The organism is Stenotrophomonas sp. G4 (genome assembly GCF_003428825.1).
GTDB lineage: Bacteria > Pseudomonadota > Gammaproteobacteria > Xanthomonadales > Xanthomonadaceae > Stenotrophomonas > Stenotrophomonas indicatrix.
This window is the reverse complement of record NZ_CP031741.1, coordinates 2,826,811-2,839,929: the sequence shown is the minus strand read 5'-3', so window position 1 is coordinate 2,839,929 and position 13,119 is coordinate 2,826,811. Positions and strand designations below refer to the sequence as shown.

At 65.1% G+C, this 13,119-nt stretch carries 10 protein-coding genes; 4 read left to right on the top strand and 6 right to left on the bottom strand.

Annotated elements, in window-relative coordinates; genetic code table 11:
• Position 1: 1 nt before the first annotated feature.
• Positions 2 to 685, top strand: a complete 684-nt coding sequence (locus tag D0Y85_RS13140) for a DUF2058 family protein (RefSeq protein ID WP_117310783.1) — start codon at positions 2 to 4, stop codon at positions 683 to 685.
• A gap of 74 nt (positions 686 to 759) precedes the next feature.
• Here D0Y85_RS13140 and metH read toward each other — a convergent pair whose 3' ends face one another.
• The 3 genes from metH to D0Y85_RS13125 are packed head-to-tail and all read right to left on the bottom strand — an operon-like array spanning position 760 to position 5,530.
• Positions 760 to 3,444, bottom strand: a complete 2,685-nt coding sequence (gene metH / locus D0Y85_RS13135) for a methionine synthase (RefSeq protein WP_117310782.1) — start codon at positions 3,442 to 3,444, stop codon at positions 760 to 762.
• Positions 3,445 to 3,498: 54 nt separating this feature from the next.
• A complete protein-coding gene (locus D0Y85_RS13130) occupies positions 3,499 to 4,593 on the bottom strand; it encodes a homocysteine S-methyltransferase family protein (protein WP_117310781.1) in 1,095 nt (364 codons plus the stop codon).
• A gap of 7 nt (positions 4,594 to 4,600) precedes the next feature.
• On the bottom strand, positions 4,601 to 5,530 hold the full coding sequence (locus D0Y85_RS13125) for a metalloregulator ArsR/SmtB family transcription factor (RefSeq protein ID WP_025876836.1): 930 nt from the start codon (positions 5,528 to 5,530) through the stop codon (positions 4,601 to 4,603).
• Positions 5,531 to 5,693: 163 nt separating this feature from the next.
• Between D0Y85_RS13125 and D0Y85_RS13120 the strand changes: the two genes are divergently transcribed.
• The 3 genes from D0Y85_RS13120 to D0Y85_RS13110 all read left to right on the top strand — a co-directional run bounded on the left by D0Y85_RS13120 (position 5,694) and on the right by D0Y85_RS13110 (position 7,671).
• Positions 5,694 to 6,842 carry an acyl-CoA dehydrogenase family protein gene (locus D0Y85_RS13120; RefSeq protein WP_117310780.1) on the top strand — a complete coding sequence of 383 codons (1,149 nt, stop codon included), beginning with the start codon at positions 5,694 to 5,696 and terminating at the stop codon, positions 6,840 to 6,842.
• A gap of 121 nt (positions 6,843 to 6,963) precedes the next feature.
• Entirely contained in the window at positions 6,964 to 7,278 is a 315-nt protein-coding gene (locus tag D0Y85_RS13115) for a hypothetical protein (protein ID WP_117310779.1), read from the top strand.
• A gap of 105 nt (positions 7,279 to 7,383) precedes the next feature.
• Positions 7,384 to 7,671: a hypothetical protein gene (locus tag D0Y85_RS13110; RefSeq protein ID WP_117310778.1), complete on the top strand. Its 288-nt coding sequence runs from the start codon at positions 7,384 to 7,386 to the stop codon at positions 7,669 to 7,671.
• Positions 7,672 to 7,826: 155 nt separating this feature from the next.
• Here D0Y85_RS13110 and D0Y85_RS13105 read toward each other — a convergent pair whose 3' ends face one another.
• The 3 genes from D0Y85_RS13105 to D0Y85_RS13095 are packed head-to-tail and all read right to left on the bottom strand — an operon-like array spanning position 7,827 to position 12,936.
• Positions 7,827 to 11,000, bottom strand: a complete 3,174-nt coding sequence (locus D0Y85_RS13105) for a multidrug efflux RND transporter permease subunit (RefSeq protein WP_025876842.1) — start codon at positions 10,998 to 11,000, stop codon at positions 7,827 to 7,829.
• A 14-nt stretch (positions 11,001 to 11,014) separates the two neighbouring features.
• Positions 11,015 to 12,280 (bottom strand): efflux RND transporter periplasmic adaptor subunit, encoded by a 1,266-nt coding sequence (locus tag D0Y85_RS13100; RefSeq protein WP_117310777.1) that lies wholly within the window; start codon positions 12,278 to 12,280, stop codon positions 11,015 to 11,017.
• Positions 12,280 to 12,936: a TetR/AcrR family transcriptional regulator gene (locus D0Y85_RS13095; RefSeq protein ID WP_117310776.1), complete on the bottom strand. Its 657-nt coding sequence runs from the start codon at positions 12,934 to 12,936 to the stop codon at positions 12,280 to 12,282. The genes D0Y85_RS13100 and D0Y85_RS13095 overlap by 1 nt, the downstream gene beginning before the upstream one ends.
• Positions 12,937 to 13,119 lie beyond the last annotated feature (183 nt).

Here is a 13,119-nt window from a genome sequence, read left to right as displayed (position 1 = left end):
TATGAGCGATACCCTCCGCGACCAGCTGATGGGCCTGGGCTTCAAGCCCGCGCCCAAGCCCGAGCGCAAGAATGATGGCCCCCGCCGTGATGGCCGCCCGCAGGGCAAGGGTGGCGCTGGCAATGGAAAGCCGCAGCACGCTGGCAAGGGCGAACACAAACCCGGCGAGCGACGGGCGCATGGCAATGGCGGCCCGGGCAAGCCCGGCCAGCAGCGTGGCCAGGGCCACGGGCAGGGGCCGCGCAAGCCGCGTACCGCCGAGGAAATGGATCTGGCCAAGGCTTACGCGATCCGTGCCCAGCGCGAAAAGGAAGAGCGCATCGAGGCCGAGCGCCTGAAGCAGGAAGAAGCCCGCCAGCGCCGCGAGGCCAAGGCGAAGCTGGAAGAACTGCTGAAGGACAAGAGCCTGAATGCCGAAGCGGCCGATATCGCGCGCCACTTCCCTTATGGCGGCAAGATCAAGCGCATCTACGTCACCGCCGAGCAGCTCAAGGCACTCAACGCCGGTGAACTGGGCGTGGTCCAGCTCAACGGGCGCTACCTGCTGGTGACGGCTGAAGTCCTGGCCCAGTCTGAAGCGGTGTTCGCCGCATCGGTGGCGCTGAAGGTCGACCCGAATGCACCGGCCGAGGAAGATCCTTACGCCGATCCGCAGTACCAGGTACCCGACGACCTGGTCTGGTAGTCGCAGACATAAAGGGGACGTAGGGGATCAAGTCGTTTATGGCAAAAACGACTTGATCCCCTACGTCCCCTTTTTCATTCCGGATCGTAATCCAGGTTCGAGGCCAGCCAGCGTTCGGCCTGGGCGCGGTCCACGCCCTTGCGGCGGGCGTAGTCGGTGACCTGCTCGCGACCGAGGCGGCCGACCACGAAATACTGGCTCTGCGGGTGGCTGAAGTAGTAGCCAGACACCGCCGCGGTCGGCAGCATCGCGAAGCTCTCGGTCAGTTGCATGCCGGCGTTGGTTTCCGCGCCCAGCAGGTCGAACAACCGGCGTTTTTCGCTGTGCTCGGGGCAGGCGGGGTAACCGGGCGCGGGGCGGATGCCGCGGTACTTTTCGTCGATCAGCGCTTCGTTGTCGAGCGTTTCGGCGTGGTCGTAGCCCCAGAACCCGGTGCGTACGCGCTGGTGCAGGCGTTCGGCCAGGGCTTCGGCAAAGCGGTCGGCGAGGGCCTTCAGCAGGATCGCGTTGTAGTCATCATGGTCGGCCTCGAAACGGGCCACGTGCGCGTCGATGCCGATGCCCGCGGTGACTGCGAAGGCGCCGATCCAGTCCTGCTTGCCGCTGTCGGCCGGGGCGATGAAATCGGCCAGGCAGAAATCCGGACGTTCGGCCGGCTTGTCCACCTGTTGCCGCAGGAAGTGCAGGGTGGCTTCGCCATCGGGATGCTGCACGCGTACGTCGTCGCCGATGCTGTTGGCAGGCCACAGGCCGAACACGGCCTTGGCCTGCAGCCACTTCTCGTTGACGATGCGCTCCAGCATCGCGCGCGCGTCCTGGTACAGCTCGCTGGCCTGGGGGCCGACGATCTCATCGGTGAGGATGGCCGGGTACTTGCCGGCCAGCTCCCAGGCCTGGAAGAACGGCGTCCAGTCGATGTAGGGCACCAGTTCGGCCAGCGGGTAGTCATCGAATACATGCAGGCCCGGTTGCTTCGGTGCGGGTGGCGTGTACGCCTGCCAGTCGCACTGGAACTTCTGGGCACGTGCATGTTCCAGCGAGACCAGGCGCTTGGCGTCACCGCGGTTGCGGTGGCGGGTGCGGATCTCGGCGTAGTCCGCCTCGTTGGCGGCGACGAATGCATCCCGCAGCTCGCGCGAGATCAGCGACTGCGCCACGCCCACCGCACGCGAAGCGTCCTTCACCCAGACCGTCGGCGCTTTGTAGTGCGGGTCGATCTTCAGCGCGGTGTGCGCACGCGAGGTGGTCGCGCCGCCGATCATCAGTGGCAGGTCAAAGCCCTGCCGCTGCATTTCACGGGCGACATGGCTCATTTCCTCCAGCGACGGCGTGATCAGGCCGGACAGGCCGATGATGTCGGCCTGGTGCTCGCGGGCGGCATCGAGGATCTTCTGCGCCGGCACCATCACGCCCAGATCGATCACCTCGAAGTTGTTGCAGGCCAGGACCACGCCGACGATGTTCTTGCCGATGTCGTGCACATCGCCCTTCACCGTGGCCATGATGATCTTGCCGTTGCTCTTGGCGGTGTCGCCGCTGCGGGCCTTTTCGGCTTCGATGTAGGGCAGCAGGTAGGCCACTGCCTTCTTCATCACCCGTGCCGATTTCACCACCTGCGGCAGGAACATCTTGCCGGCACCGAACAGGTCGCCGACCACGTTCATGCCGGCCATCAGCGGGCCTTCAATGACGTCCAGCGGGCGGCTGGAACGTTGCCGGGCTTCTTCGGTATCGGCGTCGACCCAGGCATCCAGGCCATGCACCAGCGCATGGGCCAGCCGGGCGTCCACCGGCTTCTCGCGCCAGGCCAGGTCTTCGGTCTTCGCCGCGCCCTTGCTGCCCTTGTAGCGCTCGGCGATTTCAAGCAGGCGCTCGGTGGCATCACGGCGGCGGTTGAGGATCACGTCCTCCACGCGCTCGCGCAGTTCCGGCTCCAGCTCGTCGTAGATCGGCATGGCGCCGGCGTTGACGATGCCCATGTCCATGCCTGCGGCGATCGCGTGGTACAGGAACACCGAGTGGATCGCCTGGCGCACGGTTTCGTTGCCACGGAACGAGAACGAAACGTTGGACACGCCGCCGGACACATGGCAGTGCGGCAGCGTCTGCTTGATGATGCGGGTGGCTTCGATGAAGTCGACCGCGTAGTTGTCATGCTCTTCAATGCCGGTGGCGACGGCGAAGATATTCGGATCGAAGATGATGTCCTGCGGCGGGAAGCCGATTTCATCGACCAGCAGGCGATAGGCGCGGGTGCAGATTTCAACCTTGCGCGCACAGGTGTCGGCCTGCCCGCTCTCATCGAAGGCCATCACCACCGCGGCCGCGCCGTAGCGCAGTACCTTGCGCGCATGCTCGCGGAACACGTCCTCGCCTTCTTTCAGCGAGATCGAATTGACCACGCTCTTGCCCTGCAGGCACTTCAGGCCAGCCTCGATCACGCTCCATTTGGAGGAATCGACCATCACCGGAATGCGCGCGATGTCCGGCTCGGACATGATCAGGTTGAGGTAGCGGGTCATCGCCGCTTCCGAATCGATCAGGCCCTCGTCCATGTTGACGTCGAGGATCTGTGCGCCGCTGGCTACCTGCTGCCGGGCCACGTCCACCGCTTCTTCGTAGCGGCCTTCCTTGATCAGCTTGCGGAACTGCGCGCTGCCGGTGACGTTGGTGCGTTCGCCGACATTGACGAACAGCAGATCCGGGGTGATGACCAGTGGTTCCAGTCCGGACAGGCGGGTAGGGCGGACAGACGTCATGATCGGCAGTAGCTCAGCGGCAACAGGGGGACGTGCGGGAGGGGGCCGGGATGCTCATGCCGCCTGCACCTGGGCGGCAGGCAGGGCGCGCGGCGGCAGACCGGCCACCGCCAGCGCGATCGCGCGGATGTGGTCCGGGGTGGAGCCACAGCAGCCGCCGACCAGGTTGAGCAGACCATCTTCGGCAAAGCCACGCAGGGTGGCGGCCATTTCCTCGGGTGTTTCGTCGTACTCGCCGAAGGCATTGGGCAGGCCGGCGTTGGGATGGGCACTGACGTAGCAGTCCGACACCTGCGACAGGGTTTCCACGTGCGGACGCATGGCATCGGCGCCAAGTGCGCAGTTCAGGCCGATCGACAACGGCCGTGCATGCGCGAGTGACGCCTGGAACGCCTCGGCGGTCTGTCCGGACAGGGTGCGCCCGGAAGCATCGGTGATGGTGCCGGAAATCATGATCGGCAGCCGCGCGCCTCGTGCATCGAAGGCCTCCTCGATGGCGTACAGCGCAGCCTTGGCGTTGAGCGTGTCGAAGATGGTCTCGACCATGATCGTGTCGGCGCCACCATCGATCAGGCCATCGATGGCTTCGCGGTAGGTGCCGCGCAGCTCATCGAAACTGGTGTTGCGGAAGCCGGGATCGTTGACGTCCGGGCTGATCGAAGCAGTGCGGCTGGTGGGGCCGAGCACGCCGATGACGAAGCGCGGTTTGTCCGGAGTGGTGGCCGCCACCGCATCGCAGCAGGCACGGGCGACGGTCGCACCCGCCTTGTTCAGCTCGTACACCAGGTGTTCGAGGTGGTAGTCGGCCTGGCTGACCGATGTGGCGTTGAAGGTGTTGGTTTCCACCAGGTCCGCGCCCGCTTCCAGGTAGGCGGTATGGATGCCGGCGATGATCTCCGGCCGGGTCAGCAGCAGCAGGTCGTTGTTGCCTTTCAGGTCGTGGCCTTCCGGTGTTCCGCCATGGTCGCAGCCGGGCCCATGGGCGTGGTCGTAACCGCCGGCGAAGCGCTCGCCCCGGTAATCGGCTTCCTGCAGGCCGTGGCGCTGGATCATCGTGCCCATCGCGCCGTCGATGATCAGGATCCGATCACGCAGGGCAGCGAGCAGCGATTCCACGCGTTGCGGGTGCAGCCAGGGCAGGGCGGGCATAGCGACCTCAGGGCTTGTTGGCGATCAGCGAGATCACTTCGAAATGCGGCGGGCGCTTTTCGCGGGTGACCGTTTCCAGGTTGGAGACCTGCAGGCCGGCCTTGTCGACGAACTTCTTCAGCTCCTTGTCGCTGAAGCCGAGGTTGACATGGCCATAGGCATCGACCGCGGCCTTGTGCTCGTGGCGGGCCAGGCTGCACAGCAGCAGGCGACCACCCGGGCGCAGCACGCGCGCGGCTTCGGTGACCGCCTGCGCGGGTTTGCTGGCGTAGGTCAGGGCGTGCATCAGCACCACCAGGTCGAAGCTGCGGTCCTTGAAGGGCAGGGCATGCATGTCGCCCTCGCGGACTTCCACGTTCGGCAGGCGGCGCAGGCGTTCGCTGGCGGCGGCCACTACACGTGCGCTGGTGTCGATGCACACGTAGCGCCTGGCGTGCGGTGCGACCAGTTCGGCCAGCACGCCGTCACCGGAAGCGATATCCAGCACGTCGCCGGTTTCCAGCAGTGGCAGTGCGGTACGTGCCAGTGCCTCCCAGGTGCGGCCCGGGGAGTAGTGCCGTTCCATGTCGCCGGCCACGCTGTCGGCCCAGTTCTGGTCAGCCGCGCGGTGGGCGAGCACCGCAGCTACGCGTTCAGCATCCTGGCGCAGCAACGGGTCATCGCTTCCGTTGCTCAGGGCATGCCACAATGCACGCTGCGCCGGATCCAGCTGGGCTTCGTCGAAGCGGTAGTACGCCGATACGCCTGCACGGCGATCGCGCACCAGGCCGGCTTCCTTCAGGCGCGCCAGATGCGTCGATACCCGCGGCTGCGCCAACCGGGTAATGGCCGAAAGCTCGGCCACGGTCAGTTCTTCCTGCTCCAGCAGCGCCAGCAGGCGCACCCGGGTAGCATCGGCGAACACCTTCAGGCGGGTCGACCAGTCTTCCAGATCCATAAACATCTACCTATCGCGATATAGAGATATATTCGCCGACGAGGACTGCCCGGTCAAGCCGCCGCCAGGGCCGAGTCAGCCGCCAATGCGCCGCCCCCGTTACAATCGGCGAACCTGGGCGCGCGCTGCGCGGCCCATAACATCATGTACCCGGGAGGGTGTTGTGGATTTCAGCTTTACCGAAGAGCAGTTGATGCTGCAGGACGTTGCGCGCCGGATCGCGCAGGAAAAGATCGCCCCGAGCGCGGAGCACCATGACCGTACCGGTGAGTTCCCGCTGGACAACATCCGCCTGCTGGGCGAGAACGGCCTGATGGGCATCGAAGTGCCGACCGAATACGGTGGCGCGGGCATGGACCCGATCGCGTACGTGCTGGCGATGGTGGAGGTCGCCGCCGGTGATGCTGCGCATTCGACCATCATGTCGGTCAACAATTCGCTGTTCTGCAACGGCATCCTGACCCATGGCAGCGAAGCGCAGAAGCAGAAGTACGTGCGCGCCATCGCCGAAGGCGAGGCCATCGGTGCATTCGCGCTGACCGAGCCGCAGTCCGGTTCGGACGCAACTGCCATGCGTTGCCGCGCGGTCAAGCAGGCCGACGGCAGCTATGTCATCAATGGCAAGAAGAGCTGGATCACTTCCGGCCCGGTGGCCAAGTACATCGTGCTGTTCGCGATGAGCGAGCCGGACAAGGGCGCGCGAGGCATCACCGCGTTCATGATCGACACCGACAAGGCCGGTTTCGGCCGTGGCAAGACCGAACCGAAGCTGGGCATCCGTGCCTCGGCCACCTGCGAGATCGAGTTCAACGATTACGTGGCGCAGCCCGAAGACGTGCTGGGCCAGGAAGGCGAGGGCTTCAAGATCGCCATGGGCGTGCTTGACGCCGGTCGTATCGGCATCGCCTCGCAGGCGATCGGCATCGCCCGTGCCGCCTACGAGGCAACCCTGGAGTACGTGAAGGACCGCAAGGCCTTCGGTGCGGCCATCGGCACCTTCCAGATGACCCAGGCGAAGATCGCCGACATGAAGTGCAAGCTGGATGCGGCGCTGCTGCTGACCCTGCGCGCGGCATGGGTGAAGGACGAGGGCAAGCGCTTCAGCAACGAGGCCGCCATCGCCAAGCTGACTGCTTCGGAAGCGGCAATGTGGATCACCCACCAGGCCGTACAGATCCATGGCGGCATGGGCTACTCGAAGGAAATGCCGCTGGAGCGCTACTTCCGTGATGCCAAGATCACCGAGATCTACGAAGGCACCTCGGAAATCCAGCGCCTGGTGATCGCCCGCAACGAAACCGGGCTGCGTTGATTTTCCTGCGCCGCGCCGCTGCAATGGCGGCGCGGCAGTAGATCCACGCCATGCGTGGATGAGGTCGTTGCCTAGTGCTTCTGCCCATCCGTCGGCCAGGAACTGGAAGAGGAAACGAGTCATGGACGCGTTGATCGAACGCATCGACCAGCTGAGTGCGCCAGGTGCGTTTCTGGATTTCCATGTGGATCCCGGGTTGCCCTTGCTGGGACAGCTGGACGCGTTGAAAGAAGATCTTCTGCAGTGGCAGTTGCCTGGCGGCAAGGTGCTCGACGTCGGTTGGTATCCCGAGTTTGATGCTTCTGGCAGCTTCCGGATCCTGCTGATCGACGGAACCGATTGGGACGTCCCGCTGTTCAGCGCGCAGGCGCACTCGCTGGCGCAACTACAAGAACAACTGCGACTGGCCGTAGCCCGCGCAGGCTGCAACGTCTAGCGCCGAGCGACTGCTGCGGGAATCAGGTGTCCAGATGGCGTGTCCGCCTCTTGCCTGCCAGGATTCATGCTGCTCCAATGCGGATCGTTTTTCTGGAGATACCGCATGATCTACCGCGGCTGGGGCTTCATGACGCTGGTGACGCCGATCGCAGGCATCCTGTTGCTGGCGTACTTCTTCCCGCACGACGGCCCCAAGGGCAACATCCCGCTGCAGCAGGTGTTGCTGGGTGGTGGCATCGGTGCGGCAGTGAACGTGCTGCTGGGCCTGTGGCTCAACCGTGCGCCGCGGCTGAAGGGTGAGGCCGCACCCCATCATTTCTTCTTCGTGCCCATGCAATGGGCCGCGCTGGTTCTCGTGGCGGTGTGCGCCGTGATCGCGCTGCTGCGCTGACACGTCGCCTTGGAGAGCGCCAACCAAGGTTGGCGACTACCGGGCATGCCGCTGCTTTGGTAGATGCCAACCTTGGTTGGCATGGATTCAAAAGCAGCAAAGAAGAAAGGCCCCGGATCGCTCCGGGGCCTTTCTCGCTTCAACTTACCGTCGGATCAACGATCCGGGCGGTGAGCGCTTTCCGCATCACGCTGGCGGCCGAGGAATTCCTTCGACGGTTCATCCAGCTTGTCGCCCAGCATGCGGCGCACGACCACGAAGAACACCGGGATCATCAGCAGGCCGAGCAGGGTGGCGAACAGCATGCCGCCGATCACGCCGGTGCCGATGGCGTGACGCGAGTTGGCGCCGGCACCGGTGGAGATCGCCATCGGGATGACGCCCATGATGAACGCGAAGGAGGTCATCAGGATTGGGCGGAACCGCAGGCGCGCCGCTTCGATGGTGGCATCGCGCAGGGTCTTGCCCGCCGCACGCTGCTCCACCGCGAACTCCACGATCAGGATCGCGTTCTTCGCGGCCAGGCCGATCACCGTGATCAGGCCGATCTTGAAGAACAGATCATTCGGCAGGCCACGCATCATCGACAGGGCGAGTGCGCCCAGCACGCCAAGCGGTACCACCAGCAGCACCGCCACCGGGATCGACCAGCTTTCATACAGCGCGGCCAGGCACAGGAACACCACCACGATGGACAGCACCAGCAGCAGCGTCGCGGCGTTGCCGGCCAGGATTTCCTGGTAGGACAGGCCGGACCAGTCGTAGCCGAAGCCCGCCGGCAGGTCGTCGTTGACGATGCCTTCCATGGTCTGCATCGCTTCACCCGAGCTGGTGCCCGGTGCCTGCGAGCCGACGATGTTGATCGCCGAGTAGCCGTTGTAGCGGCTCAGCGACGGCGGTGCCGAGACCCATTCGGACTTGACCACCGTGCTCAACGGAATCATCGCGTTGGTGCCATCGGCATTGGTGGTCAGGCTGGACGGGCTGTAGAAGCTCTTCAGCGATTCCTGGCCGGTGCGGTACGGACCATCAGCCTGCATGGTCACGCGCTTGATGCGGCCTTCGTAGAAGAAGTCGTTGACGTACACCGGGGCCAGCATCAGCTGGATGGTGCTGTACACGTCCGACACCGACATGCCCATCGACTGCGCCTGCACGCGGTCCACGTGCAGCTGCAGCTGCGGGGCGTTTTCCAGGCCGTTCGGGCGCACGCCGACCAGATGGTCCGGCTTCTGCGCGGCCTGGCCGAGCAGGATGTTGCGGGCCTGGGTCAGCTGCTCGTAACCGGCACCACTACGGTCCTGCAGCCACATGTCGAAGCCACCGAACTGGCCAAGGCCCTGCACGGTCGGCAGGTTGACCACGAAGATCTGCGCTTCCTTGATGCCGTAGAACGCGCCGTTCATGTTCTGGATGAATTCCGGAGCAGTGAACTTGCGCTCTTCCCACGGCTTCAGGCGGATGAAGCCCATGCCCACGTTCTCGCCGGAGCCGACGAAGCTGAAGCCGGCCACCTGCAGCATGCCTTCATAGCCATCCTGCTTTTCCAGGATGCCGCGCATCTGTGCGAACGCTTCGTTGGTCTGGCTCTTGGTCGAGCCCGGAGGCAACTGCACGATCGCCAGTGCATAGCCCTGGTCTTCCTCAGGCAGGAAGCTGCCCGGCATGCGGGTGAACAGGAAACCGCACAGCGCGGTCAGCACCACGAACAGGATCATCCAGCGTGGTGCATGGCGCACCGCGGAGGTGATGTGGCCCACATAGGTGTGGCTGATCTTGTCGTAGTACTTGTTGAAGGTGCGGTAGACGATGTTCGGGTTGTCGTTGTGCGTCGGCTTGAGGAACGTGGCGCACAGCGCCGGGGTGAAGCCCAGCGCCAGGAACGCCGAGAACGCCATCGAGATGGCGATGGTCAGGGCGAACTGCTTGTAGATCTCACCGGCCGCACCGCCCTGCAGGGCGGAGGGGATGAACACCGCCGCCAGCACGACGGTGATGGCCACCACCGCGCCGGTGATCTGGGTCATCGCCTTCTGCGTGGCCGGCTTCGGCGCCAAGCCTTCCTCGGTCATGATGCGTTCGACGTTCTCGATCACCACGATCGCGTCATCGACCACGATGCCGATCGCCAGCACCATCGCAAACAGGGTCAGCTGGTTGATCGTGAAGCCGATCATCCACATGCCCAGGAACGTACCCAGCAGGGCCACCGGGATGACCAGGGTCGGGATCAGGGTGGCGCGGAAGTTCTGCAGGAAGATCAGCATCACCAGGAACACCAGCAACACCGCTTCGAACAGGGTCTTGACCACTTCCTGGATCGAGATCTTGACGAAGGTGGTGCTGTCGTACGGCGAGAACCAGGTGACGCCGGCCGGGAAGCTGGGCTGCAGCTCGTCCATCTTGCCGCGCACCGCCTCGGCCACGTTCAGGGCGTTGGCGCCCGGCAGCAGCTGGATGGCGAAGGCACCGGTGGGCTTGCCGTTGTACTGGGTATCAAAGCCGTAGTTGTTGGCACCGAAGGCGACGCGGGCGATGTCCTTCAACAGCACGCGCGAGCCATCGGCATTGGCGCGCAGGATGATGTTCTCGAACTCCTGCGGCGAGCTGAAGCGGCCTTCGGCCGACACCGTGGCGGTGAAGTGCTGGCCTTCCGGCGACGGATCGGAGCCCAGCGCACCGGCGGCGAACTGCACGTTCTGCGCGCGTACCGCCGCCAGCACCTGGCTGGCTGACAGGCCATAGCCCTGCATCTTTTCCGGGTTGAGCCAGATGTTCATGGCGTACTCGGAACCGAACTGCTGGGTGCTGCCGACGCCGGGGATGCGCGAGACCTGGTCGAGCACGCGCGAACCGACGATGTCGTTCAGTGCGTCACGGTTGATCGTCGGCGTATCGGACTGCAGCGCCACCACCATCAGGAAGCCGGCGTTGGCCTTGGCCACCACCACACCCTGCTGGGTGACTTCCGAAGGCAGTCGCGGCGTGGCCAGCGAGACCTTGTTCTGCACCTGCACCTGGGCGATGTCCGGATCGGTACCGGTCTCGAAGGTCAGGGTGATCGAGGCGCGGCCGTTGGAGGCCGATGAGGAGCTGAAGTACAGCAGGTGATCGATGCCGGTCAGCTGCTGCTCGATCACCTGGGTGACCGATTTCTCCGTGGTATCCGCACTTGCACCCGGGTAGGTGGCCGAGACGGTCACCTGCGGCGGGGCGATGTTGGGGTAGGACTCCACGCCGAGGTTGAGGATCGCGATCACGCCGCTGAGCGAGATCAGGATCGCCACCACCCAGGCGAAGACTGGATGTTCGATGAAAAATTTAGGCATGACGGAAGGTCCCGTTACTGCTTGTTCGATTCGGTGGCGGCCGGCTCGGCCTTGTCGGCCTGGTCAGCCTTGGCCGGTGCCTTGGCGTCGGCCGGAGCTGCGGCAGGCGCGCCCGGAGCAGCGCCGCCGGCGGCAGGCTTGCCGTTGGCGTCCTGGCCCGGGGTCCACGGCTTGGCCGTGGCCGGCGTGCCTTCCTTGACCTTCTGCACGCCGGCGACGACCACCTTGTCACCCGCGGCCAGGCCCTCGCTGACCAGCCAGTTGCCGTTCTGCGCGCCGTCGGTCTTGACGTTCTTGCGGACGACCTTGCCGTCGGCACCCACCACCATCACATAGCCGCCGTTGGTGTCACGCAGCAGGGCCTGCTGCGGCACCAGGTAGGCATTGTTGCGCTCGCCCAGGTTGGCCTGGAAGCTGACGAAGGCGCCCGGCAGCAGGATCTTCTGCGGGTTCGGCAGCACTGCGCGCAGCGAGACGGCGCCGGTGGCCGGGTCGACCGTGGTCGAGGAGAAGTCCAGCGTGCCCGGCTCGCTGTAGGTGCTGCCGTCGGCCAGCTTGACGTTGACCGTGGCCTTGCCGTCGCCGGACAGGGCCAGGGTGCCCTTGGCCTGCTGCGCACGCAGCTGGGTCAGTTCATCCACGCTCAGCGAGAAGTTCACATACAGCGGGTCGAGCTGGTCCACGGTGGTCAGCAGGGTCACATCGCCCTGGCCGACCAGCGCGCCTTCGGTGACCTGCTGCTTGTTGGCCACGCCACTGATCGGCGCGGTGACTTCGGTGTAGCCCAGGCTGATGCGCGAGGACGTCACCGCAGCTTCGGCCTGCTTGACCGCGGCCAGCGCGGTGCGCTCGGCCGACTCGGCATTGTCCAGGTCGGCCTTGGACACGAACTTCTGCGGCGCCAGCGAACGGGCGCGGTCAGCGGCGACCTTGGCGTTGGCGTAGGTCGCGCGGGCCGAAGCCAGCTGGGCCTCGGAGGCGTTGAGCGAGGCGCGCAGGGGCGCCGGGTCGATCAGGAACAGGGTCTGGCCCTGCTTGACCTCGCTGCCTTCCTGATAGACGCGCTTGAGCAGCACGCCGGGCACGCGGGCGCGCACATCGGCGCTGCGGAACGGCGACAGGCGACCGACCAGCTCGCGCTGCAGCGGCAGGGTCTGCGGCTTGGCGTCGATCACGCCCACCTCCGGCGGTGGGGGCGTCGGCTGTTCCGGCTTCTTGCAGGCAGCTACGGCGACAGCAACGGCGCACGTCAAGGCAAGGGTGCGGAGTGGGGCGGTCATCAGGAGGAACTCCGGGGTTGGTTTGAAGACGGGGCCGGCGAGGGCTGCGGCGCGAACGCGCGCAGGAAGCCATCGACGGAGAACTCTGCCCAGCGCCGACGCAATGCAGCGTCATCACGATGGGGGGTATGGAAGCGCTGTTTGTCGAAATCCTGACCGGCAATCATGCTCAGCAGCAGCTCGGCCATGAAGTGCGGGTCGTCATGCCGCAGCAGCCCGCGACTGCAAACGGTTTCAATCCATTCAGCAAGATGAAGTGTCAACGCGCCGGCGCCATGCCGGTACAGCGTACGCGCCTCTTCGGGAAACTGTGCGGCATCGGCGGCGATCAGGCGGCAGGCCTGGCCGACGTGGGGCTGGTTGAAGTGCTCCAGGAAGTCGGTGGCGAACTGCAGCAGGCTGCCACGCAGGTCGTCACCGCGGAGTGCACGCCGCATGGCCCCGGTGGCGTGGCCGACGTGGCGCTGCATCACCCGCCGCAGCAGGGCCTGCTTGTTGCCATAGCGCGAATACAGGGTCTGCTTCGAGCAGCCTGCATGCTGGGCGACTGCGTCCATGCTCATCTGCATGCCCTGTTGGGCAAGCAGTTCGCGCACAGCGTCGAACACGCGCTCATCACGCGCGTCGAGGGCGACAGGAAGGTAGGCCGGATTCACGCGGTGGACTATACCGTCCAGTTCAGGATTGTGGAATCGCGCCGATGTTGCCGCATGTGTCTTCCGGTAACACGTTTTGCCGATCCTGTCGGCAACGCTGTGCGACTGCGATGCCCATACCGGTGCGAACTGAATAGGGCGTCTAAACCGCAGCAAACCCGAATCTGGTTATTCCGTCCTGCA